Annotated in this window: 21 protein-coding genes; 18 read left to right on the forward strand and 3 right to left on the reverse strand. The window is 42.1% G+C overall.

What is annotated here, in order from left to right; genetic code table 11:
• Window positions 1–70 precede the first annotated feature (70 nt).
• Window positions 71–1,084, reverse strand: a complete 1,014-nt coding sequence (gene rsmC / locus AC5JQI_RS15830) for a 16S rRNA (guanine(1207)-N(2))-methyltransferase RsmC (protein WP_493912851.1) — start codon at window positions 1,082–1,084, stop codon at window positions 71–73.
• Between the two features lie 142 nt (window positions 1,085–1,226).
• Between rsmC and AC5JQI_RS15835 the strand changes: the two genes are divergently transcribed.
• The 18 genes from AC5JQI_RS15835 (at window position 1,227) to AC5JQI_RS15920 (ending at window position 20,697) form a co-directional block, all read left to right on the forward strand.
• The gene (locus AC5JQI_RS15835) at window positions 1,227–1,637 is read left to right on the forward strand and encodes a DNA polymerase III subunit psi (protein WP_493912852.1); all 411 of its coding nucleotides are present in this window, start codon (window positions 1,227–1,229) and stop codon (window positions 1,635–1,637) included.
• The gene (gene rimI / locus AC5JQI_RS15840) at window positions 1,606–2,058 is read left to right on the forward strand and encodes a ribosomal protein S18-alanine N-acetyltransferase (RefSeq protein ID WP_493912853.1); all 453 of its coding nucleotides are present in this window, start codon (window positions 1,606–1,608) and stop codon (window positions 2,056–2,058) included. The genes AC5JQI_RS15835 and rimI overlap by 32 nt, the downstream gene beginning before the upstream one ends.
• Window positions 2,059–2,450: 392 nt before the next feature.
• Window positions 2,451–4,040 (forward strand): peptide chain release factor 3, encoded by a 1,590-nt coding sequence (gene prfC, locus AC5JQI_RS15845; RefSeq protein ID WP_493912854.1) that lies wholly within the window; start codon window positions 2,451–2,453, stop codon window positions 4,038–4,040.
• A gap of 193 nt (window positions 4,041–4,233) precedes the next feature.
• On the forward strand, window positions 4,234–4,635 hold the full coding sequence (locus AC5JQI_RS15850) for a BON domain-containing protein (protein WP_493912855.1): 402 nt from the start codon (window positions 4,234–4,236) through the stop codon (window positions 4,633–4,635).
• A gap of 224 nt (window positions 4,636–4,859) precedes the next feature.
• A complete protein-coding gene (locus AC5JQI_RS15855; protein WP_493912856.1) occupies window positions 4,860–5,009 on the forward strand; it encodes a hypothetical protein in 150 nt (49 codons plus the stop codon).
• A 116-nt stretch (window positions 5,010–5,125) separates the two neighbouring features.
• Window positions 5,126–6,238 (forward strand): patatin-like phospholipase family protein, encoded by a 1,113-nt coding sequence (locus tag AC5JQI_RS15860; RefSeq protein ID WP_493912857.1) that lies wholly within the window; start codon window positions 5,126–5,128, stop codon window positions 6,236–6,238.
• A 22-nt stretch (window positions 6,239–6,260) separates the two neighbouring features.
• Entirely contained in the window at window positions 6,261–7,031 is a 771-nt protein-coding gene (locus AC5JQI_RS15865; RefSeq protein WP_493912858.1) for a TatD family hydrolase, read from the forward strand.
• A gap of 350 nt (window positions 7,032–7,381) precedes the next feature.
• Window positions 7,382–8,647 (forward strand): NupC/NupG family nucleoside CNT transporter, encoded by a 1,266-nt coding sequence (locus AC5JQI_RS15870; protein WP_493914710.1) that lies wholly within the window; start codon window positions 7,382–7,384, stop codon window positions 8,645–8,647.
• 479 nt (window positions 8,648–9,126) lie between these two features.
• Window positions 9,127–9,906 carry a deoxyribose-phosphate aldolase gene (gene deoC / locus AC5JQI_RS15875; RefSeq protein ID WP_493912859.1) on the forward strand — a complete coding sequence of 260 codons (780 nt, stop codon included), beginning with the start codon at window positions 9,127–9,129 and terminating at the stop codon, window positions 9,904–9,906.
• 84 nt (window positions 9,907–9,990) lie between these two features.
• Entirely contained in the window at window positions 9,991–11,331 is a 1,341-nt protein-coding gene (deoA, locus tag AC5JQI_RS15880) for a thymidine phosphorylase (RefSeq protein ID WP_493912860.1), read from the forward strand.
• A 78-nt stretch (window positions 11,332–11,409) separates the two neighbouring features.
• Window positions 11,410–12,633: a phosphopentomutase gene (gene deoB / locus AC5JQI_RS15885; RefSeq protein WP_493912861.1), complete on the forward strand. Its 1,224-nt coding sequence runs from the start codon at window positions 11,410–11,412 to the stop codon at window positions 12,631–12,633.
• A 76-nt stretch (window positions 12,634–12,709) separates the two neighbouring features.
• Window positions 12,710–13,426, forward strand: a complete 717-nt coding sequence (deoD, locus tag AC5JQI_RS15890) for a purine-nucleoside phosphorylase (protein WP_493912862.1) — start codon at window positions 12,710–12,712, stop codon at window positions 13,424–13,426.
• A 728-nt stretch (window positions 13,427–14,154) separates the two neighbouring features.
• The gene (locus tag AC5JQI_RS15895) at window positions 14,155–14,697 is read left to right on the forward strand and encodes a fimbrial protein (protein ID WP_493912863.1); all 543 of its coding nucleotides are present in this window, start codon (window positions 14,155–14,157) and stop codon (window positions 14,695–14,697) included.
• A gap of 548 nt (window positions 14,698–15,245) precedes the next feature.
• Window positions 15,246–17,948 (forward strand): outer membrane usher protein, encoded by a 2,703-nt coding sequence (locus AC5JQI_RS15900; RefSeq protein WP_493914711.1) that lies wholly within the window; start codon window positions 15,246–15,248, stop codon window positions 17,946–17,948.
• 129 nt (window positions 17,949–18,077) lie between these two features.
• On the forward strand, window positions 18,078–18,836 hold the full coding sequence (locus AC5JQI_RS15905; protein ID WP_493912864.1) for a fimbria/pilus periplasmic chaperone: 759 nt from the start codon (window positions 18,078–18,080) through the stop codon (window positions 18,834–18,836).
• A 117-nt stretch (window positions 18,837–18,953) separates the two neighbouring features.
• On the forward strand, window positions 18,954–19,505 hold the full coding sequence (locus AC5JQI_RS15910; protein WP_493912865.1) for a fimbrial protein: 552 nt from the start codon (window positions 18,954–18,956) through the stop codon (window positions 19,503–19,505).
• A gap of 65 nt (window positions 19,506–19,570) precedes the next feature.
• On the forward strand, window positions 19,571–20,404 hold the full coding sequence (locus AC5JQI_RS15915) for an MrpH family fimbial adhesin (RefSeq protein ID WP_493912866.1): 834 nt from the start codon (window positions 19,571–19,573) through the stop codon (window positions 20,402–20,404).
• A 29-nt stretch (window positions 20,405–20,433) separates the two neighbouring features.
• Window positions 20,434–20,697, forward strand: coding sequence for a helix-turn-helix domain-containing protein (locus AC5JQI_RS15920; protein ID WP_493914712.1), 264 nt, complete (start codon window positions 20,434–20,436; stop codon window positions 20,695–20,697).
• Window positions 20,698–21,065: 368 nt separating this feature from the next.
• Here the strand turns inward: AC5JQI_RS15920 and AC5JQI_RS15925 are convergent, their stop codons facing one another.
• Both AC5JQI_RS15925 and carB read right to left on the reverse strand, forming a co-directional pair.
• Window positions 21,066–21,743, reverse strand: coding sequence for a tyrosine-type DNA invertase (locus AC5JQI_RS15925; RefSeq protein ID WP_493914713.1), 678 nt, complete (start codon window positions 21,741–21,743; stop codon window positions 21,066–21,068).
• Window positions 21,744–21,997: 254 nt separating this feature from the next.
• On the reverse strand, window positions 21,998–25,222 hold the full coding sequence (gene carB / locus AC5JQI_RS15930) for a carbamoyl-phosphate synthase large subunit (RefSeq protein ID WP_493912867.1): 3,225 nt from the start codon (window positions 25,220–25,222) through the stop codon (window positions 21,998–22,000).
• Between the last annotated feature and the right edge of the window lie 8 nt (window positions 25,223–25,230).

Below are 25,230 nucleotides of genomic sequence, written 5' to 3' on the forward strand. Positions count from 1 at the left end.
TAGAGAAAAACGGCATTGCCTGCCCATAAAATCGGAGCAGGCAAAACAGAGATCGTATTTGACGCCTGAGTTATCTCTTCGTTGCCTGATAAACTTTAAATTTACCTGTCTGAGCAATGACTTTATGGTTGCCAAAAGTTTTATCCAACAGGCTAGGATAAGGCAGGAAAGCGTTTGCAACGATCCGGAACTGCCCACCTGATTTTAGATAGCTTGGCGCCATGCGGATCATATCCTCGGTTGCAGTCAAAGTAGTTTTCAACCCATCGTGGAATGGAGGATTAGAAATAATCCAGTCAAATTTCTCTTCAATAGCAGAATATACATTGCTGGTAACAACATTACCTTCCAGCTTATTGGCTTTCAATGTTGCCTTACTGGATGTAATAGCGGCAGCATTGACATCGCTCAGGGTCAGAGTCAAATCAGGGTTTTTCTTACCCAAAACAGTTGCCAAAACCCCTGAACCACAGGCGATATCCAAAAGACTGCCAGAAATAGGCGCATCAAATGTCGAAAGTAGCAAGCGACTGCCGATATCCAAATCGTCTTGGCTGAACACACCGGGCAATGTATTGATGGTGGCATCACCTACCTGATAACTGTTCCACCAATTGTTTTGATCAAACTGAACCTGATTTTTAAGCTGACCATAAAACAGGCTACAGCGGCGGGCGGTATCAATTTTGTGGAAAGTTGCAATGCCTTCCATTAATTTATCAACACTACGTACACCACTGCGATTTTCACCCACAATAAAAATATCTGTTCCAGTAGGCAGAATGGAAAACAGGCTACGTAGCTGGAAACGTGCTTCCTGTTTGCTTTTTGGCCAGTAATAAATCAGCGTATCGCACCCTTTAATAAATGCGCTGTCTGCTACAAGACCAAACTGAGCACTGTCGCCGAGTTGACGGATCAGAGATTGCCAGTGGTGGTATTGGTTAGTATGCACACGAACACTTGCTGCTTCGATTTCCGTTGCGAGATTGTCCTGTAAATCACCGGCGAAAAGCAGATGATGTGAGCTAAATTGCTCATGATGGCGCAGGATAACTTCGCTGGCCGGGGTTAATACTGACATCTATGTATAGCTCCTTATAAATCTTTATCCAAGTATCAATACCAGTTGTGCAGAACTAAAGTGCCATGCTAATTGGCGCTAAGTTAAGCCCTCTGATAATATATTACCTGTTATTTTCTTATGACAGATGGAATAAAACACGATGACGAAGCGTGACAGATTACTCTCCCGATTGGGGATCACTCAATGGGTTTTGCGCAGCCCGATGGCGTTGCAAGGTGAATTATCTGTCCTCATCCCTGATTCAACCCGTCTATTGATCATTGCTCATGATCATATCGACTTAAGTCATTCATTGTTTGCTGATATTTTCACAGCCATGGGAATTAACGCCTCATTGGTATATTGCATCACGACAAAAGATGTTGAGCTACTTTCGGAATCAATCCACTGCCCATGTTGGCTGTTGGGAGTTGATATTACCTTATCAATACAAGGGATTTCTTTGAGAAGCTCGGCATTAAATGACTTATCTCTTGATGGGAATGCAAAACGCGCTCTTTGGCAACAAATTTACCATTATGAAGAATATTTCTCTATTAACTCCCGTTGATCTTCCCTTGGCATTTCAAATAGAACAAGCCAGCCACACGTTTCCATGGAGTGAAAAAACATTTTACTCCAATCAGGGAGAACGCTACCTCAACTATAAAATAACGTTGAACGACCGGATTATCGGCTTTGCGATAACGCAATATGTCATGGACGAAGCCACCCTATTTAATATCGCCATTTATCCTGAGTATCAATCAAAAGGTTATGGCAGGGAATTGCTGGCTTATCTCATCAATATATTGCCTGAAAAGCAAATAAACACACTATGGCTTGAAGTACGGAGTTCCAATCGGCCTGCAATCCGTTTATATGAGGATTTGGGCTTCAATGAAGTCTCCATCCGCAAGAATTATTATCCGACTGCCGCGGGAAAGGAAGATGCCATTATTATGGCGTTGCCGTTGTTTGGTGAAATCTGACAGAGATTCATTGTTTTTCATTGGCTGATTTATATTCTTTCACATAGGGGAAAGCACGGCAATCAGACAATCAATAAAGCAGCGTATTTAAAGTTATAAATCAGGTGAATTATTCACTAGCGAGTCTTTTTTAGCTTTGGGAAGCCGCGCAACGATTGATAAAGTGCTTTCGCGTTTAGTTGAAATGTATGAGAGTGATTTCTTTTTACTATATCCAGTTTTGCTAAAATCGATTTATAGACATAGCCCGACAATCATTGATTGTTTATAGTACCAAGTTCAGCGAAAATAAGCGCCAATTACGATTAACACAACGGATTTGAAGGCGGAGGCCAGCAGAGGCCGCTTCCTAAATGATATCAATCCGTATATAAACTAGAAGATCCCAATTGATGTCAAATTCCCCATTTCTGCAAGAAGTCGCTAAACGGCGCACCTTTGCAATCATTTCTCACCCAGATGCGGGTAAAACCACTATTACCGAAAAAGTATTACTGTTCGGACAGGCAATCCAGAAAGCGGGGACGGTAAAAGGCCGTGGTTCTAACCAACACGCTAAATCAGACTGGATGGAGATGGAAAAACAGCGCGGTATTTCGATTACTACTTCCGTGATGCAGTTCCCTTATGCAGATTGTCTGGTTAACTTACTGGATACCCCGGGACACGAAGACTTCTCCGAAGATACTTATCGTACTTTAACCGCTGTTGACTGTTGTTTGATGGTGATTGATGCCGCGAAAGGGGTTGAGGATCGTACCCGTAAGCTGATGGAAGTTACCCGTCTGCGTGACACGCCAATTCTGACATTCATGAACAAGCTCGATCGTGATATCCGTGATCCGATGGAACTGATGGATGAAGTGGAAAACGAGCTGAAGATCGCCTGTAGCCCGATTACATGGCCTGTTGGCTGCGGTAAATCTTTCAAGGGTGTTTATCATCTTTACCTTGATGAAACTTACCTGTATCAATCTGGTCAAGGTCATACAATTCAGGAAGTCCGCACTATCAAGGGTCTGGATAATTCTGAACTGGATGCGGCGATAGGTGAAGAGCTGGCGAATCAATTGCGTGAAGAGCTGGAACTGGTCAAGGGTGCATCCCATGAATTTGATCAGGATGCTTTTTTACAAGGTGAACTGACACCAGTATTTTTTGGTACAGCATTGGGTAACTTTGGTGTTGATCATATGTTGGATGGCCTTGTTAAATGGGCTCCGACTCCGATGCCTCGACAGACTGACGCACGTAAAGTCACCGCAAGTGAAGAAAAATTCACTGGGTTTGTTTTCAAAATTCAGGCCAATATGGACCCGAAACACCGTGACCGTGTGGCATTTTTGCGTGTTGTTTCCGGTAAATATGAAAAAGGCATGAAACTGCGCCAAGTGCGCATCAAGAAAGATGTCGTTATTTCTGACGCCCTGACTTTTATGGCAGGAGATCGCGCTCATGTTGAGGATGCCTATCCGGGAGACATTATCGGTCTGCACAATCATGGCACGATCCAGATTGGAGATACCTTTACCCAAGGTGAAGAGCTGAAATTTACCGGTATTCCTAACTTTGCCCCAGAACTGTTCCGCCGTATTCGTTTACGTGATCCATTGAAACAGAAGCAATTGCTGAAAGGTCTGGTTCAATTATCCGAAGAAGGAGCAGTGCAGGTCTTCCGTCCGTTGATGAATAACGATCTGATTGTCGGTGCAGTCGGTGTACTTCAGTTTGATGTTGTTGTTGCTCGTTTGAAGAGTGAATACAACGTTGAAGCACTGTATGAGCCTGTTAATGTTTCTACCGCCCGCTGGGTAGAATGCAACGATGTGAAGAAACTGGAAGAGTTCAAGCGTAAGAATGAGCAGAACTTGGCTCTTGATGGTGGTGATAACTTAACCTACATTGCACCTACGATGGTTAATTTAAACCTGACCAGTGAACGCTATCCTGACATTGATTTCCGTAAGACACGGGAACATTAATATTTTTCCGGGTCAACTCTCCTGTTGGCCCTTAATTTTCAATATATATTCTCTGTATTATTCTTCAATTTAAGAATAACTCTCTGCTTTAAGGAAAATATTCGTTATTTTTTGTAAAGCTGATTTTATCGCCACTGTCTAATTGACATACTGTTCTAGTACAGTTCTAGTTTATATTAAAAAAGGTGGTAGGATGAAAAATATCAAATTTGCACATTCGCTACTGGCTGTTGTTCTAGGCTCGGTACTCGTTATTGGTAATGCTCTGGCAACCGAATCCTCTTCAGGAAAAACAGAGGAAAGTAAGGGGCAGAAAATCGATAAATCCATAGACAATACAGGGAAAAAAATAGATCACACTTTTCAGAATGCAGATGCTTACTTGGACGATAGTGCTGTCACAGCAAAAGTGAAAGGAAAGCTACTGGAGCACAAAGGAATAAATAGCAATGAAATTTCCGTGAAAACCGAAAAAGGCATTGTTTATCTTTCTGGTTTTGTCAAAGACAAACATCAAGCAGCGGAAATTGCTGAAATTGCTCATGGCGTGAAAGGTGTCAAATCTGTTAAGAGTACTATAGAAATTAAGAAATAACTGACATTCTAAAAAGGGTGGCTAATAGTAAGCCACTCTTTTTTTATTGTCATTCAGGCGAAATATTGCCCAACGATGCTATAAATCCCCGGTCTGGCTTTGGCTGACTTCAGACGTGACATTCCCTCCTTAATAAATATTAATATTTAGGCAAGTCTCGACAGGTTCAGAAATTGCTACAACAAACAATAGAAATATTTAAGGATAGGTGAGATGCTGTTTCCATGGCGCTGATAGTTGTCCTCGACAAAATGACTCCTGCTAAACTTACTCATGGCATAGGGATTTCTCCTGAGCAGGAAGTTCGTCTCATCGTATATTCTGTCTCCAAAGAGCATGATCTGCGTAAGGCAGGTATGAGCAGAAGATTCTAAATATAAAGTGTTTAATACAAGCTAACAAATTAATCACTTATGTAACAATATACTCATGATATTCAGCAAATGTATTATGCTTTGATATTATTATTGGCTTTTAGAGGGGGAGAATAGTGGGGAAACATATTCGAATAACGCTGGGTAATATAGAACCTTTGGCTTATAACTCGCAGATCAAACCCGGGAAAATTGCTCTCGTTTGTGAAGGTGGTGGTCAGAGAGGTATTTTTACCGCTGGTGTTTTAGATGAGTTTCTTCGCCTTGGTTTTAATCCGTTTGAATTGTTTCTCGGAACGTCGGCAGGTGCTCAAAATCTTTCTGCTTATATTTGTGGTCAACGAGGCTATGCACGTAAAATCATCAATCGTTATACAACCGATCCCGCTTTTTTTAATCCCCTGCGTTTTGTTCGTGGTGGGCATCTGATCGATTTGGATTGGTATATGGATACCATATCCGAACAATTACCGCTTAATATCCCTGTTGGGATACGCCAATTTGATGCAGGACGTGAATTTTACATGTGTGCCTGTCGTGCTGATAATTTTAAACCTGATTATTTGCATCCTAATGACAAAAATTGGATGGACATATTGAAGGCTTCCAGCGCTATTCCGGGATTTTATCGTAATGGCGTTACCCTTGATGATGTTGTTTATCAAGATGGAGGTATTTGCGATGCGATACCCGTTCAAGAAGCCTATCTCCGTGGTGCGGATACAATTGTTGTAATCCGGACAGTTCCTTCACAGCTTTACTATACACCCCAGTGGTTCAAGCGTATGGAGCGTTGGTTGGAAGACAGCAGTCTGCAAAAAATGGTTAAGATGGTTAATCTCCATGCCAACAGTTACCGCCGGACGCAAAAATTTATCGAAAATCCACCGGATGATGTGCAGATCTTCGAAATCTATCCGCCAGCCCCATTGGCGACAATGGCATTGGGAAGCCGAATTAGTGTATTGAATCAGAATTATCATTTGGGGAGACGCTGCGGGCGATATTTTTTGGCAACTATTGGGCATACGTTTGTGGACGGAAAATTTGGGCATATTGAACGTAAAAGCTATGGTGTATGTCGCAGCGGATTAAATTCAGATAGTGTCAATCATAGCTGCTTTCGGCGGAACCATTTCCTGAATCACACCAATCCTCTGATAGTGGGGGCACCTGCCTCTGATGTGATAGACAACACACAGGCAACAGAGCAAGATCATGATGGATAATTTGGATAATTTGGATAATTAGATGTTTATTGATACACATTGCCACTTTGATTTTTCGCCTTTTGCTGGCGATGAAATAAAAAGTCTGGAACAAGCCAGAAAAGTGGGTGTAGAAAAAATTATTGTGCCCACGGTAAGCCAAATAAATTTCCAGCGGGTTGCTGCATTGGCAGAGGCTTATCCTTCAATTTATGCTGCGTTCGGTTTACATCCGCTTTATATCCGTCAACATCAAAATGCACATTTGGATGAGTTGAACCAACAGTTACAGAAAAAAAGCGCCAAATGTGTGGCGGTAGGCGAGATAGGCCTAGACCTTTATATGCCTGAACCGCAGTTTGAGATGCAAAAAAGTGTATTGGAAGCACAGCTGAAGCTGGCCAAACAGTATGATTTACCCGCGATACTTCATTCCAGAAAAAGTCATGATCAATTGGTCGCAATTTTACGAAAACATAAATTGCCACGTACTGGTGTGATTCATGGTTTTGCAGGAAGCTTCTCACAAGCCAAGGCTTTTATTAGCCTGGGATTTTATATTGGCGTAGGAGGAACCATTACTTATGACAGAACACAAAAGACACGTAATACTATTTCACAGCTACCCTTGTCATCATTAGTGTTGGAAACTGATTCGCCTGATATGCCTCTGGCAGGATCCCAAGGCCAACCCAATCGACCTGAAAAAGTTGCACAAGTTTTTTCAGTACTGTGTGAATTGCGTACAGAATCACCGGATGAGATTGCCAATCAAATTTATCATAATAGTAGAGTACTATTTTCACTGGGCTGATTTTAATAGGCAAAACTCATTGAGTTTTTTAGCTGTGGATTTATATAATCGGTTTTCATTAAACATTAATAATATTTAACTTATATTCTCTGCTTATTTATTCTTTTTTTTACCTTTTTTCCCGCTAAATTATCTAGTCCCACCGAAACTAGGCGGATTTATGTGATGTGTATCTCATTTTTCGTTTTTATATTACTTTTTGCTGTATTAAATTGTGATGTTAGTTGCTTGTTCCTTTTTAGTACTAGGTATAATCAGCACACACACAATGTCAGTAGGAAATTACAAAAAAACTGACATATTTTTTATTATTCATTCAGTGAACAGGGATTCTTCCAATGCAACTCCTTATGAGCCTGGTCGGGATGGCAGTGCTGATTTTTATCGCAGTACTCTTCTCCAGTAACTATCGAGCTATTAAAATCCGTACTGTCCTGGGCGCCTTCCTGATTCAGATTGCTATTGGGGCATTTGTACTTTATGTACCCGCTGGTAAAGACATTCTGGGAGGAATGTCAGAAGGCGTTTCCAATGTGATTGGATATGGCCAGAAAGGAACAGACTTTATTTTTGGCGGATTGGTTTCCGACAAAATGTTTGAACTGTTTGGTGGCGGTGGTTTTGTTTTTGCCCTGCGTGTTCTGCCGGTAATTGTTTTCTTCTCCTCACTTATTGCCGTGCTTTATTATATGGGCGTTATGCAGCTTATCATCAAAATCTTGGGTGGTGGCTTGCAGAAAATACTGGGAACATCCCGGACTGAATCTTTGTCTGCGACCGCGAATATTTTCGTAGGTCAAACCGAAGCCCCTCTGGTTGTTCGTCCTTATATTTCTACCATGACCCAATCTGAGCTGTTCGCTGTTATGTGCGGTGGCTTGGCCTCTGTAGCGGGTTCAGTATTGGCGGGCTATGCCTCTATGGGTGTTCCATTGGAATACCTGATTGCAGCTTCATTTATGGCGGCACCGGGTGGTCTGCTGTTTGCGAAACTGATGGTGCCTGAAACCGAAGAAACACATGATACTACTGATGCGATGTCACTGGTTGCAGCAGAAGAGCGTCCGGCAAATATCATTGATGCGGCCGCATCAGGTGCAGCATCTGGTATGCAATTGGCTCTGAACGTCGGTGCAATGTTGTTGGCATTCACCGCATTGATCGCTTTGTTAAACGGTATTCTGGGCGGTATCGGCGGTTGGTTCGATTATCCTCAATTATCCATGGAACTGGTACTGGGCTGGGCTTTTGCACCAATTGCTTATCTGATCGGGGTTCCGTGGCATGAAGCGACTATTGCAGGCTCTTTCATCGGCCAGAAACTGGTAGTCAATGAATTCGTCGCATTCATGAACTTTGGTGAATACCTGAAACCTGACAATATTGTTCAGGCCGCAGGCCTGCAAGTACTTTCCGAACATACCAAAGCCATTATCTCCTTTGCTCTGTGTGGCTTCGCTAACTTGTCTTCTGTGGCTATTCTTCTGGGCGGCTTGGGCGGTATGGCACCAAACCGTCGCGGCGATATTGCTCGTTTCGGCTTGAAAGCTGTATTGGCAGGCTCACTCTCTAACTTGATGAGTGCAACTATTGCTGGGTTCTTCCTCTCTCTGTAAAACGTAGGAAGCGTAGCACTCAGGAAGCGTGTATCAAATTGAATGCAGGTGAGATTTCTCACCTGCATTTGTTTTTCCCAACGCTATTTAATGTGACTTTTTTCACATTAAAATGTTTTCGTTTGCAAACCATATTTTATTAGTGTGATTTGAAGCACTAATTATTGGACATTTACATGTTCAAATAATGATATTCAAAGACTTAATGAATCAAGTTGATATCTGTGGGGTCATGCAAGAAGAAAGCCAGTATAGTGCAGAAATATTGCACAAAAATAGTGCGGAGAGAAGGAATTCAGTTGTTGCATCGTGTATTATCGTAGCAGCATCTTCAAGGAACTAAGTCCGCTCGCCAACAAACGAACATGTTGATTGTTAAGGACGTTAACTGTTAAAGATAACCGCGTTCGTTCAAAATAATCGTACAAAAGAAGATGTGAACTGATTCAGTCACGATAATAATACCGTTGGAGAGTTTTATGACCGATTTAACCGTCGCTGCCCAGCGCGCGCTGAGTCTGATGGATTTAACTACGCTTAATGATGATGATACAGATGAGAAAGTGACAGCACTTTGTCGTCAGGCAAACAGCCCTGCCGGACAAACGGTCGCCGTCTGTATCTACCCGCGTTTTATTCCTGTGGCGCGCAAGGTATTGCGTGAACAGGGAACCCCCGATATCCGCATTGCCACTGTTACCAACTTCCCACACGGTAATGATGATATTGACATTGCACTGGCTGAAACTCGTGCTGCCATCGCTTATGGTGCTGATGAAGTGGATGTTGTTTTTCCTTATCGTGCATTGATGGCTGGCCATGAACAGATTGGTTTCGATTTGGTAAAAGCCTGCAAAACTGCCTGTGCTGAATCAGGTGTCTGGCTAAAAGTGATTATTGAAACAGGCGAATTAAAAGAAGCAGAACTGATTCGCAAAGCCTCTGAAATCTCGATCAAAGCAGGTGCGGATTTCATCAAAACTTCAACGGGGAAAGTTCCCGTTAATGCAACACTTGAGAGTGCTGAAATCATGTTAACTGTCATCCGCGATATGGGCGTAGGTGACAACGTTGGTTTTAAACCCGCAGGTGGTGTACGCACAGCCGAAGAAGCGGCACAGTATCTTGCTCTGGCTGAGCACATTATGGGAGACAAATGGACTGACTCTCGCCATTTCCGTTTTGGTGCTTCCAGTTTATTGGGAAGTTTGCTGAACACACTTGGACACCAGAGCCAGAAGCAGAGTAGTGTTTATTGAGATCAATAATAATTCATTAAATGCCCGCTAAAATAGTGTGCATTACTGCCATTCTTTTCAAATAATAATGATTGGGAGGTAGCTTTGTTTTTGGCACAGGAAATTATTCGCAAAAAGCGTGATGGTCATCCACTGAGCGAAGACGAGATCCGTTTCTTTATTAACGGAATCAGTGATAATACGGTTTCTGAAGGGCAGATTGCTGCGCTGGCAATGACTATTTATTTCCATGATATGACAGTGGAGGAACGCGTTGCCTTGACTTTGGCAATACGTGATTCTGGTACAGTTTTAAATTGGAAAGCATTGAATTTGTCCGGCCCGATTGTTGATAAGCACTCGACAGGCGGTGTAGGAGATGTCACATCCCTGATGCTTGGCCCGATGGTGGCGGCTTGCGGAGGATATGTACCGATGATCTCTGGACGTGGTTTAGGGCATACCGGAGGAACACTGGATAAATTGGAATCCATCCCCGGTTTTGACATTTTTCCTGATGAGCATCGTTTCTGTGACATTATTCGGGATGTGGGTGTTGCCATCATCGGACAGACCAGCTCATTGGCTCCTGCGGATAAACGTCTTTATGCAACGCGTGATATCACTGCGACTGTTGATTCTATCCCTTTGATTACTGCGTCCATCTTAGGTAAAAAATTGACTGAAGGATTGGATGCACTGGTTATGGATGTGAAAGTAGGTTCCGGGGCATTTATGCCAACTTACAAACAATCGGAACAACTGGCTGAATCCATCGTCAAGGTAGCGAATGGCGCAGGCTGCAAAACAACCGCGTTGCTGACGGATATGAACCAAGTTCTGGCATCCAGTGCGGGCAACGCGCTGGAAGTTCGTGAAGCGGTTCAATTTCTGACAGGAGAATACCGTAATCCCCGGTTATTTGAAGTGACAATGGCTCTGTCTGCCGAAATGTTAGTTTCAGGTAATCTGGCAATCGATCGTGATGATGCACGCCGTAAACTACAAATGGTGCTGGACAACGGCAACGCGGCTGAAATATTTGGTCGTATGGTGGCTGCACAAAAAGGGCCGACTGATTTTGTCGAAAATTATGCCCGTTACCTGCCAACAGCAGAATTTAGTAAGCCAGTATTGGCTGGGCAAAATGGCATAGTTGCAGAAATGGATACCCGTGCGTTGGGCATGTCTGTTGTTGCATTGGGAGGAGGGCGTCGTAAGGCGACTGATCCTATTAATTACAGTGTGGGGCTGAGTGATATTGTTACGCTGGATATGCAGGTGAATGCAGATACCCCTCTGGCAGTGATTCATGCTAATAGTGAAAATGCTTGGCATGAAGCCGCAGAAGCTGTGCGTAACGCTTTTGTCTTGGAAAAAATGACCTTAGAAAAAAACGAAACAAAAGCTGCCACACCGATGGTTTATCGCCGTATCAGTGGATAAACCAAATAAGAATCAAAAATAGATTTTAATAGCCGACAGTTTCCGCATTGATAGCGTGAATTGACGCAGGAGAAAATTATGAAACGTACATTCATCATGGTATTGGATTCCTTTGGTATCGGTGCAAGCGCAGATGCTGCAAAGTTTGGTGATGAGGGGTCTAACACTTTAGGGCACATTGCTGAGCAATGTGCCCGTGGTGAGGCTGATATCGGCCGTAAAGGACCATTGCACCTGCCAAACCTGAGTCGTTTGGGATTGGGTAAGGCGATGGAAGAGTCTTGTGGAACTTTTCCAATTGGTTTGGATAAAGATGCCGACATTATTGGTGCCTATGGTTATGCGAGTGAACTTTCTTCTGGTAAAGACACGCCATCAGGTCACTGGGAAATTGCGGGTGTCCCTGTTTTATTCGACTGGGGCTATTTTCAGGACGAAGAGAACAGTTTCCCGCAGGAATTACTGGATAGACTGGTTGAGCGTGCCAACCTTCCGGGATATCTGGGTAACTGTCACTCTTCCGGTACCGTGATTCTGGATAATCTGGGTGAAGAACACATGAAAACCGGTAAACCGATTTTCTATACCTCTGCAGATTCTGTTTTCCAGATTGCCTGCCATGAAGAATCATTCGGTTTGGATCGCCTGTATGAACTGTGTGAAATCGCTCGTGAAGAGCTGAATATTGGTGAATACAACATTGGCCGTGTCATAGCCCGCCCATTTGTTGGGGATAAAGCGGGTAACTTCCAGCGTACAGGTAACCGTCATGACTTGGCTGTTGAGCCACCTGCCCCAACCATGCTGAAAAAATTGGTTGATGAGAAACAAGGTGAAGTGGTTTCTATTGGTAAGATTGCAGACATTTATGCAAACGTGGGTATCACCAAAAAGGTTAAGGCAACGGGCATTGATGCTCTGTTTGATGCTTCACTGATTGAAATGGAGCAGGCAGGGGATAACACCATCGTATTTACCAACTTTGTTGATTTCGACTCTTCTTACGGCCACCGCCGTGATGTAGCGGGTTATGCGGCAGCACTGGAATTATTTGACCGTCGTCTGCCGGAAATGCTGAAACTGGTTAAAGAGGATGACATTCTGATCTTTACCGCTGACCATGGTTGTGACCCGACTTGGGAAGGTACTGATCATACTCGGGAACATATTCCGGTTCTGGTTTACGGACCTAAAGTTAAACCCGGTTCATTAGGGCATCGCGAAACATTTGCTGACATTGGTCAGACAGTTGCAAAATATTTCAATCTATCACCAATGGATTACGGCAAAGCGATGTTTTAATTTTTTGGGAAGCCAATTGGCTTCCCTCGATTTTTATCCATTTACATATATGTAATAAAAACAAGGAAATAAACTTATGGCCACCCCACATATTAATGCTGAGATGGGCGATTTTGCTGATGTTGTTTTGATGCCAGGCGATCCACTGCGTGCAAAATATATTGCGGAAACTTTCTTGGAAGATGCCCGTCAGGTTAATAATGTTCGCGGTATGCTGGGTTTCACCGGTACTTACAAAGGTCGCCGTATCTCTGTTATGGGGCATGGTATGGGTATTCCATCCTGTTCTATTTACGCCAAAGAATTGATCACTGAATTTGGTGTTGAGAAAATCATTCGTATTGGCTCCTGTGGTGCTGTCAGTGAAGACATTAAAATCCGTGATATTGTGATTGGCATGGGAGCATGTACCGATTCCAAAGTAAACCGTCAGCGTTTTAAAGATCACGATTTCGCTGCAATTGCGGACTTTGAACTGGTTCGTAATGCGGTTGATGCAGCTAAAGCGAAAAATATCGATGCCCGCGTTGGTAATATCTTCTCTGTAGATTTGTTCTATACACCAGACCCACAAATGTTCGACGTAATGGAAAAATACGGCATTCTGGGCGTTGAAATGGAAGCTGCAGGTATTTACGGTGTGGCAGCTGAATTTGGTGCAAAAGCACTGACTATTTGTACTGTTTCTGACCATATCCGTACTGGCGAACAAATAACGGCTGAAGAACGCCAACTGACGTTTAATAACATGATCGAGATTGCGCTTGAATCCATTTTATTGGGTGATAATTAAAAAAGCGTAAATAGTTTTAGCATTTCATTAGAAAAAGATAAGCCCTTTCCAATATTGGAAAGGGCTTTTTATTTTCCAGTCATATAGTAATCATAGGTATTTTCTTAAAAATAGAGTTCACATATCTATTTAATTTGGTGTTTTATTCATTCATTTTTTGATTAAAAAATGAATGAAAATAATATATTCAACAAAATCAAAATTATTTTTTAGAATTGATATTTTGTATAAATAATTAGCTTGGTAATTATCTTACCTTGTTAAATATTTTTGTTTTATTTTGATTTAATCAATTAATTAAATATTAAAATCTAAATATTGTTATTATTTTGATATAATAGCACAAACCCTACCTTCGGGATGATAAAATAGAGCAATAAAGCAACGCCAATTAAGATTCTGAACTACTAAACATCATCCGATATAATTTAGCCAAATAATCTAAAAATAAAAAAATATCAGTAATATATACTACTCATTAGACATGGTTTTTTGTAAAAACTCATATTTTATATGACGTTAAAGCACATAAGTAGTTTTATCAGCTGAAATTTGACTTAAGATATGTTCTGTTGAATTATATTGGCGGTTTGGTTCATTTTGACAACTTATGAATCGTGTCAAAAAACTAAATAATCATTCGCCTAAGTGTCAGAAATTAATTTCTGTGCTTCGGCTTCCTTTTGGCTATTAGTATCTATTTTACAATTAAAGGCATAAGTTAAATTATGAAACTTAACAAATTGGCGATGGTTTTAGGTTTTGGTGTGGCTTTAACTGCTGGTGCGGCAAATGCCGTTAATCAAGGTAGTGGCACAGTGAAATTCACTGGTTCTATCATTGATGCACCTTGCTCAATCAAAAATAACAACGTTGAAGTTAATCTGGGACAAATTTCTAGCCATATCCTTAAAGATGGTGGTCGTTCAGAATCTCATTTCTTCAAAATTGAATTAGAAAACTGTACTGATCAAACTAAAAATGGTCTGGTAACGACTTTCACTGGGCAGAACAATTATGGTGTAACTTCTCAAGGCCTGTTGGGTATTGAAGGAACTGCAAAAGGTGCTGCAATTGCTATCACTAATGCGGCCGGCAAAATCATCCCCTTGGGAGATAAATCTGACGTGATGTCTTTGTCTGAAGGTAACAACGATCTACATTTCGCAGCTTACCTGCAAGGTATTAACTCATCTGATGGCGAAGGCAAAAACTTAGTTGTTCCAGGTAACTTCACTGCTATTGCTAACTTCTCTTTAAACTACCTGTAATATAGCAAATTAGCTGGCAATTTTTAGGTTGTATATCAGGAAGCTCGTTTTCGCCTTGGTATTGGGTTTCCTGATAATATATCTTGGGTATTTCTGAGATTAATTTACTACTCAGAGTGTGATCACAATATTCTGTAACAGGATCTGTTTTATTGATATATGTTAATATTATTGGCAATTGAGTTAGCAAAGTGTGCCATTAATAGGAGCTGTCTCTATAGATGTGAATTGAAATACTTTTTTATTTATTTAATCTACCTAAGGTGTTCTCTATTGGTTGTATCCGGAAAATAAAAATTTTCCATTCTGAGATAACTTTTAATGGCATACCGATGGTGACATGTTTCCTCTGCTTCCCGCGGTATAGTAAAACCGGTGAAGCACAGACAGAGAACGTAACATATTACAGATAAGCAGGACATGTGGCTATCTCTGCAACCCCAATATCGATCAGAGTCCTCAATTTAGATCGATGAACTTTAATGATGCCATGCATTAGGTGATAAACCTTAACGCTTATAAACTCGGCAGTATCAGATAGCGGATAAATTAAAACTGGATTATTAACGATTCATTGTTCAGAGGATGCTATGGCTTTGTTTTCAGGTTCTATGAATCATGGTTTTTCATTCATTAATAGAAAAACAAACAGTGAGAGAAAAAATTTCTTTAATAAAAATAAAGTGACTAATAAAAAAAAGATAATTAATAAAATAAAAAAAAGGCATTCAACATTCGAAGTTAAACCTCTTTCTGCTTTTTTACTGTTTGTGCTATCTGGTATTCAAGTGGCTTATTCTAAGCCATCGATTGAATTTAATACAGGCGCGCTGGATATCAATGAACTCTCCAGTATTGATTTGGAGAAATTTGCACGTGCAGGTTATATCATGCCGGGTAATTATATTATGGCTGTCCGGATGAATAATAATGAATTTCCTGATACGTATTCTATTGATTTCATTGCGCCAGATGATGATCCACAAGCTAGTGAAGCCTGTTTATCCCCTGAATTAGTTAAGCAAATAACTTTGAAGCGGGAATGGATAGAAAAACTGGGATGGCAGAATGATGGAAAATGCCTTGATATCAATACATTGCCAGGTATATCAGCCAGAGGTGAACTGGCTACTTATACACTGTATTTAGTTGTTCCTAAAATCTATCTGGAATATGACTTACCGGACTGGGACCCTCCTTCACGCTGGGATGAAGGGATTTCTGGTTTGTTGTTTGACTACAATTTAAACGCACAAACATCCAAACCAGCTCAGGGCAGAAACAACCAGCAGATCAGTGCTAACGGAATCGCGGGTATGAACGCTGGGGCGTGGCGCTTTCGGGCTGATTGGCAGGCCAGATATAACCGCTTCAAATCCAAAGATAGTAAATTAGGGAATTCTGGTGACAGAGAACGTGATTGGGATTGGAATCGTTACTACGTGTATCGTGCAATTCCACGTTTGGACGCGAAATTAACATTGGGAGAGGATTACCTCAACTCTAATATTTTCGATAGCTTCCGCTATACCGGCGTCAGTCTAGTGACTGATGAAAATATGTTACCACCGAATTTGCGTGGCTATGCTCCTGAAGTTACCGGTGTTGCCAGAACCAATGCTAAGGTGACGATCAGCCAGCAGGGAAGAGTTATCTATGAAACTCAGGTTGCTTCCGGTCCATTCCGTATTCAGGATCTCAGAGATGCAGTGTCAGGAACACTGGATGTCAGGGTCGAAGAGCAAGACGGGGGTGTACAGCAATTTCAGGTCAACACAGCGACCATTCCTTATCTGACACGTCCTGGACGAGTGCAATATAAATTTATTGGTGGGCAATCTACCGATGATAAACATCGCCGGGAAGGACCTGCATTTGGTCTGGGCGAATTCTCATGGGGTATTAACAACGGCTGGTCACTGTATGGTGGTCTTTTGGCGGCGGGAGATTATAACGCCTTGTCATTGGGGATCGGCCGTGACTTGATGATGTTTGGTGCACTATCATTTGACATGACGGAATCAAGGGCAAAACTATCGGGGGAAAATAAAACCTTCACAGGTGGCTCTTATCGTCTCAGTTATTCGAAACGTTTTGATGAATACAACAGTCAAGTGACATTTGCCGGATATCGTTTTTCTGAACGTGATTTCATGAGCATGGGGCAGTATATCGATCGCCGCTATCGCAATATTTCCTCTGACAGTGGAAAAGAACTGTATACCATTATTTTCAATAAACAATTCCCTGATATCGGTCTTAGCGCCCATTTTAACTATAGCCATCAAACCTACTGGAACCGACCAACGAACGATCGCTATAACATCTCTCTATCCAAATATCTGGATATTGGGCGGTATAAAAACATCAACGTCAACTTATCAGCCTACCGCAACAATTTTGATAATAAAAAAGATGACGGCATGTACCTGAGCCTTTCCATTCCATGGGGAGAAAGCGCTACTCTCAGTTATAACGGGATGGTTAATCGTCAGGGCAACGCGCATACAGTGGGGTATTTTGATCGCATTGATGATCGCAATAACTATCGCATTTCAGCGGGGACAACTATTGGCGGCAGGGCATCAGCCGATGGATATTACACCCATTATGGCGATAAAGCATTACTGACAGCTAGTGCCAGTTATCAGGATGGTGGCAATACTGCCGCGGCACTTGGTCTACAAGGTGGAATAACTGTAACAGCAAAAGGTGCTGCCCTACATCGCACCAATATGCCTGGTGCGACTCGTCTGATGGTGGATACGGAAGGTGTCAGCAGTGTTCCTATCCGGGGATTCGGTTCAGCGGTTCATACCAATCACTTTGGAAAAGCAGTGCTGACAGATGTGAACCACTATTATCGCAATAAGGCACATATTGACTTAGATAACCTGCCGGATGATGTGGAAGCACTGCGTTCTGTGCAGCAGGCAACTCTGACAGAAGGCGCGATTGGTTATCGCAAATTTCAGGTGATGTCAGGCATTAAAGCGATGACAGTTATTCGTCTGCCCGATGGTTCATTCCCTCCTTTTGGGGCATCTGTCATGAATGCAGCCCAACGGGAAATCGGGATTCTAAGTGATGATGGATTTGCTTACCTGAGTGGAATGAATCAGGGTGAAAAACTGACAATACATTGGGATGGAAGTGCTCAATGTGAGATAACGGTGCCAGATGAAATTTCAGCAGAATCTTTATCTTCACTTTTATTACCTTGCCAGTTTTTAATGGATGATAGTAAGTAAAATGTAATGATTTGATCAAAAAAATCGTTATTAAATAGAGTATTATAATTGTTTAAAATGAAAAGTACGGTTATTAGCTGGTTCAGCAATATAAATATGAGCCTCTTTTTAGTATGAGCAAATGACACTATGAAACTGAAAAAAATTCTAATGATAACTGCCATAACGGTAACGGGCTTGATGTCAATTAATCAGGCAATGGCAGCACTAGCGTTGGATCGTACTCGCGTGATTTTTAATGGGGAGATGAAATCAGTCAGTCTGAACATTGAGAACCAGCATCTTGATTTGCCTTATTTGGCACAGGCATGGATTGAAGATGAGCAGGGAAATAAGATCAATGGCCCGCTTGTGGTTGTTCCACCAGTACAGCGTGTTGAAGCTGGAGAAAAGAGTCAAGTCAAAATACAGACACTGCCAGCGATAGCTCAATTACCACAAGACAGAGAAAGTCTATTTTATTTTAACGTTCGCGAAATTCCGCCACGCAGTGAGAAAGCGAATGTATTGCAAATTGCTTTACAAACACGGATTAAGTTGTTCTACCGCCCAGAAACCGTGATTGCACGTCGTATTGATATTGATAATCCATGGCAGGAAAAACTCACTTTAATCCGTGAAGGAAATCAATATGTGGTGAATAACCCAACACCTTATTACGTCACTATTTCAGAAGCATCGAACAAAGTGAATGGAAATAGTGTCGAGGGATTCCAGCCTTTAATGTTGGCCCCCAGAAGCAATGAAAAGCTTGGAGGAACAATTAATGCATTAGGTAATTCACCAGTCCTGACTTATATCAATGATTATGGTGGACGTCCACAGTTAACATTCAATTGTAGTGGCAATAATTGCGTGGTGAAAAAAGTTGTGACTGATGAAAGCTGATTGGGTTGTCTTGGTGATGTCTTATCAATTGAAAAGTTGATAGGACATTAAGCCAGAACTAACCGGGCCGTATAAGCCTTCTTTGGGTAAGTGGTTGGATAAAGTCGGGTAAATGAAATGAGTTCGTTAAGTATCAAACTATCCAGATATGTATTGTCGGTACTGTTTCTTTTAGGCATTGCTAGCCAGCATAGCGCATATGCAAACGATAACCTGCGCCAAAATGTCAGGATTACGCTCACTGTACTCGCTCCTACATGTTCTATTAAGACAGAAGATCAAAATATGGAAGTAGATTTTGGGAATATTCTTAACAGTGATCTTTATCTGAAACACCGTACAGACAGCCGGCAATTTAATTTGCGTTTAGAGGATTGTGATCCCCGCATTACAAATAGACTCAAAATTAAATTTTTAGGTGAGACAAGCAAAGAATTACCGGGTTTATTAGCATTTAGTTTGGCTGGCTTAGCGATTGGAATGGAAAAAACTGATGGTACGCCAATACCGTTTAATAAAACCAGTGAATTCCAGTTATTAGCCAATAGTAAAAATAATGTAATTCCACTCCGGGCATTTGTACAAGCTGAACCTAATGCTATTCAAAGTAAAAAGATTGGTATTGGTGAATTTACTGCAATTGCAACTTTTGAAGTTAATTACGACTAGTCATGCTGACTGGTTTTTCATCTACGATATTTAGCCAGAATTTGATGCCATTTGGAAAATAAGTTATGTGCCATATTAAAAAATCGTTGTTGAAACTAGTAGCCTTGTTGTTTTTATTAAGTACCACACAGGTTTATGGTGGGGCTTATGTTATGCCGATTAGTATTGAGGAAGAAAGGGGTCGAACTTACGCGACCATGGAAATAATTGCTTGGACAGAGGAAGAAGGTATTCCTAATCCTTGTTATGGGTGGAGCCAATGTTATGTCGGACCTGATGTACAGTATCAGGATAATAACCCTGGTATGCAGGGGGCTTGTAAGGATACCGATTCATGTTTGAAAAATGCGCATCTATATCAGACAACTGCTGATGTAATGAGAGCTTATAAAAAGAAGTTTGCTTTACCTTTCAAAACAAGATTTCCGATTATGCCCCTGAATTCTAAATGTGTAGGGCTGTTTTATGCTAACAGGACATTTCCCGGCTTTGGTGATGCCAGGCAGTATCCTGGTTCAACTTGCGGCAAATTACCCCCACACAAACAGGTCTGTGAAATAAGTGTCCCTTCTGAAATTGCATATGGGGAGTTAACAGCCCCAGAAGTCGATAATGCAACTCGTTCGGTTACTGGACAAGTCCGCTGTAAGCTTACCGGTGAGATCGAAGTAATAGGTATGTCAAAAAATAGACAAGCAAAAATATATTTGGATTCCGAACAACAACTTTATTCCACATTACAGATTAATGATAAAGAAGGATTAAAAGGTGCACGTATTTTTACAAGAAAAGGTTATGTCGCACAGAATTTTACGCTGACATCAAAGCTACATGCGCTTTCACAACCCAAAGCAGGTAAGTATGAAGGAACTGCAATCATTTTATTAAGTTATAATTAAACTGAGAGTAAAATATTATGCACGTCAGTATGCTGGTAGGAAAAAGAATCCAAATGAAAAGAAAAGAAATTGGAGTGACAGCAGCAGAGCTGGCAGACAAAATTGGAGTGAGCCATCAGCAATTGTCACGTTATGAACGCGGAACCAATAAAATTAGTCTGGAACATCTGGTCTCTATTTCCATTGCTTTGAATACCCCTGCCGACTGGTTTTTAGAGGATTGCTTTACACCCCCTAAAGTTCAAATGAATAATCAATATTCCTGTGTAGCGGAAACAATATTAGGTTTATAGTATCTAAGATATATTGTATCCAACATAGATTGCACCAGACATATATTGATATCGAACAGAAAAGAAGATTAATATAGCAGCAATCCAAGCCATTCCTGAAAAGGAATGGCTTTTTCATTAAATATCTATTAGGAAACATAAGATAATAACGCGTCAAATGGTTAACATTTAGTACCAAACTGTTAACTCAAGATGATTAACCTTAATTTTGATATTATATTAGTTAATTATCCCAACATAATTAATGGGTTTGATTTATATAACTTTCGATGTCGCACAATTTAAATTTATTCTTAACCGAATGGTAAAAGGAAAAAACTATGATGAGGAAAAAACAGGATATGGTGTTCCGGTAGGAGAGGTTTTTTTTAAGGATTAATCAAACAGTTATATTGATTTTTTCGAATAGAGAGAAGGTTAATGGAGGCGAAAAAATGGAATAATTTATTGGTTAACAGTTTGGTACTAATTGTAGACAATTTTCGTTTTCCTTTTTCTTGCCATATCGTCTCAAAACGACCCGCATTACTCGCGGTATAGCGGACAGTGTGACGAATATTGCGGTGGCCTAAATAGTCTTGAATCAAACGAGTATCCACTCCATTGTCTGCCAATGCGTAGCCACAAGAATGCCTCAGCATGTGCGGATTCGCGCAAACTGCTAAATCAGCTTTTAAACTCGTTTGTCGAATGATTTTGTAAAATTGCTGACGTGACATACGTGTTCCTGTTCTCGACAAGAATAGCCACTCACTCTGATCACTATTTTTATAGCGTTGGCGCAGGGAAAGCCATTTTCGTATGAGTTGAATTTCTCGGGCTACCATTGGGTGAATTGTGGAAAAACCATTTTTCAGGCGTTGTATACGTAGCTTTTTCCCTTCTAGATCCACATCGGAAAGTGTTAATCCGAGCAACTCTGACACCCGGAATCCATGAATAAAACCCATGAATATCATGCAGGTATTACGATCAGAATGAGGATGTTTCTCCAACTCTTTGAGCAAGGTTTCAATTTCCGAGTGGGTTAAATATTTACGTTTCAATATAATGTTTGACACAGTATTTGACTCCTGATGATTATCAAAGATACCTATTATTATTGTCGCTGATTATTCACATAGTTCAATGTTAAGCATCATTAATAAGCAAAACATCTCCTCTTCGCCTTTTAAGCTGCAACTCGAAATCCTTTGGATATAAAATGAAACGGCTTCCTTACTCGTTGGATTTCCAACTTTGAGGAAGCCGTTTTTTCAGGGAAATACCGTTAAAACAGAGGGTATTTTATCTGTTCAATTTATTTCACAATCTTGGCATGCATTTCCTGTACAGAAATAACCCGCTCAGTAGGATCTGCACTCAGTGCCATAGTTGTTGCAAAACCCCCATTCAGCGTTGTGTCATAATGCACTTTATATTGTAGTGCACTGCGACGCAGCAGTTTTGAATCTTCAATCGCCTGACGACCGGCGGTGGTATTGACGATATAGTCATATTCACCGTTTTTGATTCTGTCCTGAATATGTGGACGCCCTTCGTAAACTTTATTCACCAGGCGTGGGTTGATTCCCGCTTCACCTAATACAATCGCTGTACCGTGAGTCGCATCCAGCTCAAAGCCTTGTTTAAGTAACTTAGCCGCTAAATCGACGATGCGTCCTTTATCTTCCTCGCGAACAGACAGCAATGCACGGCCCTGTTTGCTCATGGTAGAGTTACTGCCCAGCATTGCTTTTGAGAAAGCTTCGGCAAAGGTACGACCAACACCCATTACTTCACCTGTAGAACGCATTTCTGGTCCCAGAATCGGGTCAACCCCCGGGAATTTATTGAATGGCAATACAACTTCTTTCACGGAGTAATAAGGTGGAATGATTTCCTTAGTTGCGCCCTGTTGAAGCAGAGATTGGCCTGCCATCACGCGTGCAGCCACTTTTGCCAGCGGCAGCCCCGTTGCTTTGGATACGAATGGTACAGTACGTGCCGCACGTGGATTCACTTCAATCAGGTAGACTTCGTTATCTTTCACCGCAAATTGGACGTTCATTAAACCACGGACACGCAGTTCAAAAGCCAGTTTTTCAACTTGCTGACGCATAACATCCTGAATTTCTCTGCTTAAAGTATAAGCTGGCAGAGAACAGGCAGAATCACCGGAGTGGACACCCGCTTGCTCAATATGTTCCATGATGCCGCCGATCAGAACGCGTTCACCGTCACAGATAGCATCAACGTCTACTTCAACGGCATCATCAAGGAAGCGATCCAGCAGAACCGGTGCATCGTTGGATACACTTACCGCAGTCTGGAAGTAACGGCGCAAGTCAGATTCGTCATACACGATTTCCATCGCGCGTCCACCCAATACATAAGATGGGCGAACAACCAGCGGATAGCCAATTGCATTACCTTTTTCAACCGCTTGTTCGATAGTGCTGACCGTCGCGTTAGCCGGCTGTTTCAGGCCAAGACGGTTAACAGCTTGTTGGAAACGTTCACGATCTTCTGCACGATCAATCGCATCAGGGCTGGTGCCGATAATGGGTACACCCGCCGCTTCCAGCTCACGTGCCAGTTTCAGCGGAGTCTGCCCGCCATACTGAACGATAACGCCTTTTGGTTGTTCAACACGCACGATTTCCAGTACGTCTTCCAGTGTGACAGGCTCAAAGTAAAGACGGTTGGAAGTATCATAATCTGTTGAAACAGTTTCTGGATTACAGTTCACCATGATGGTTTCATAACCATCTTGACGCAGAGCCAGCGAAGCATGTACACAGCAGTAATCGAATTCAATGCCTTGCCCGATACGGTTAGGACCACCGCCCAATACCATGATTTTGGGCTTGTCGTTATTCGGGTTCGCTTCACATTCATCTTCGTATGTGGAATACATGTAAGCAGTATCGGTGGCGAATTCTGCCGCACAGGTATCAACACGCTTATAAACAGGGTACAGCTTGTAATCATGACGCAGCTTGCGGATTTCTTTACCAGAAATTCCCACGAGTTTTGCCAAATGTGCATCGGCAAAACCTTTGCGCTTGAGGTGGCGCAGGAAATCAAAAGTCAGGCCGTTTACGCCTTGCTCTGCAACTTGTTCTTCCAGACGAATCAACTCTTCAATTTGCACCAGAAACCAGCGATCGATATTCGTCAGATTGAAGATACCATCAACGGACATTCCCGCACGGAAAGCATCAGCAACATACCAAATACGCTCAGCTCCTGCACTTTTCAGTTCACTGCGGATTTTGGTCAGTGACTGTGGATCATCCAAATTGACTTTCGGATCGAATCCGGTCGCCCCGACTTCCAGACCACGCAGCGCTTTCTGCAAGGACTCCTGGAAAGTACGACCAATTGCCATCACTTCACCGACAGATTTCATCTGAGTGGTCAGACGATCATTGCTGCCCGCGAATTTTTCGAAGTTGAAGCGAGGAATTTTCGTCACAACATAGTCGATGGATGGTTCAAAAGACGCCGGGGTACGTCCGCCTGTGATGTCATTCATCAATTCATCAAGGGTATAGCCGACCGCCAGTTTTGCTGCAATTTTCGCAATTGGGAAACCCGTGGCTTTGGAAGCCAGCGCGGATGAACGAGATACACGTGGGTTCATCTCAATGACAATCAGGCGGCCATTTTTCGGGTTCACCGAAAACTGTACGTTTGAACCACCGGTTTCAACGCCGATTTCACGCAATACCGCCATAGAAGCATTACGCATAACCTGATATTCTTTATCAGTCAGCGTTTGTGCAGGTGCGACAGTGATGGAGTCACCGGTATGAATACCCATCGGGTCGAAGTTTTCAATGGAGCAGATGATGATGCAGTTATCATTTTTATCTCGCACCACTTCCATTTCATACTCTTTCCAACCAATCAGGGATTCATCGATCAGCAGTTCATTAGTTGGGGAGAGATCTAAACCGCGTTCGCAGATTTCTTCAAATTCTTCACGGTTGTAAGCGATACCGCCACCTGTTCCGCCCATGGTAAAAGAAGGGCGGATGATACAAGGGAAACCAACATCTTCGGCCACCGCCAATGCTTCTTCCATCGTATGTGCGATACCAGAACGGGCAGTATCCAGACCAATTTTTTTCATGGCCTTGTCAAAACGCTGGCGATCTTCTGCTTTATCAATCGCATCAGCAGTGGCACCAATCATGGTCACGCCGAATTCGGTCAGCACGCCCTGACGTTCCAGCTCCAATGCGCAATTCAGGGCAGTTTGCCCACCCATGGTTGGCAGGATTGCATCCGGGCGTTCTTTTTCAATGATTTTGCGCACGACTTCCCAGTGAATTGGCTCGATGTAAGTTGCATCTGCCATTTCAGGGTCGGTCATGATAGTTGCTGGGTTCGAGTTCACCAGAATGACACGATAGCCTTCTTCGCGCAGGGCCTTACAGGCCTGTGCACCGGAGTAGTCAAATTCACAAGCCTGACCGATAACAATCGGGCCAGCGCCTAAAATCAGGATACTTTTAATATCAGTACGTTTTGCCATTTTTTTCT

Source organism: Xenorhabdus sp. XBWT, assembly GCF_059072735.1.

Bases quoted from the DNA above. Each gene is read 5' to 3' on its own strand.
- AC5JQI_RS15910 (WP_493912865.1), top strand. From the start codon at position 18,954: ATGAGTTCGTTAAGTATCAAACTATCCAGATATGTATTGTCGGTACTG.
- prfC (WP_493912854.1), top strand. From the start codon at position 2,451: ATGTCAAATTCCCCATTTCTGCAAGAAGTCGCTAAACGGCGCACCTTT.
- carB (WP_493912867.1), bottom strand. From the start codon at position 25,222: ATGGCAAAACGTACTGATATTAAAAGTATCCTGATTTTAGGCGCTGGC.
- AC5JQI_RS15855 (WP_493912856.1), top strand. From the start codon at position 4,860: ATGGCGCTGATAGTTGTCCTCGACAAAATGACTCCTGCTAAACTTACT.
- AC5JQI_RS15865 (WP_493912858.1), top strand. From the start codon at position 6,261: ATGTTTATTGATACACATTGCCACTTTGATTTTTCGCCTTTTGCTGGC.
- rsmC (WP_493912851.1), bottom strand. From the start codon at position 1,084: ATGTCAGTATTAACCCCGGCCAGCGAAGTTATCCTGCGCCATCATGAG.
- AC5JQI_RS15915 (WP_493912866.1), top strand. From the start codon at position 19,571: ATGTGCCATATTAAAAAATCGTTGTTGAAACTAGTAGCCTTGTTGTTT.
- AC5JQI_RS15850 (WP_493912855.1), top strand. From the start codon at position 4,234: ATGAAAAATATCAAATTTGCACATTCGCTACTGGCTGTTGTTCTAGGC.
- AC5JQI_RS15920 (WP_493914712.1), top strand. From the start codon at position 20,434: ATGCTGGTAGGAAAAAGAATCCAAATGAAAAGAAAAGAAATTGGAGTG.
- AC5JQI_RS15895 (WP_493912863.1), top strand. From the start codon at position 14,155: ATGAAACTTAACAAATTGGCGATGGTTTTAGGTTTTGGTGTGGCTTTA.
- deoC (WP_493912859.1), top strand. From the start codon at position 9,127: ATGACCGATTTAACCGTCGCTGCCCAGCGCGCGCTGAGTCTGATGGAT.
- AC5JQI_RS15905 (WP_493912864.1), top strand. From the start codon at position 18,078: ATGAAACTGAAAAAAATTCTAATGATAACTGCCATAACGGTAACGGGC.
- rimI (WP_493912853.1), top strand. From the start codon at position 1,606: ATGAAGAATATTTCTCTATTAACTCCCGTTGATCTTCCCTTGGCATTT.
- deoD (WP_493912862.1), top strand. From the start codon at position 12,710: ATGGCCACCCCACATATTAATGCTGAGATGGGCGATTTTGCTGATGTT.
- AC5JQI_RS15835 (WP_493912852.1), top strand. From the start codon at position 1,227: ATGACGAAGCGTGACAGATTACTCTCCCGATTGGGGATCACTCAATGG.
- deoB (WP_493912861.1), top strand. From the start codon at position 11,410: ATGAAACGTACATTCATCATGGTATTGGATTCCTTTGGTATCGGTGCA.
- AC5JQI_RS15870 (WP_493914710.1), top strand. From the start codon at position 7,382: ATGAGCCTGGTCGGGATGGCAGTGCTGATTTTTATCGCAGTACTCTTC.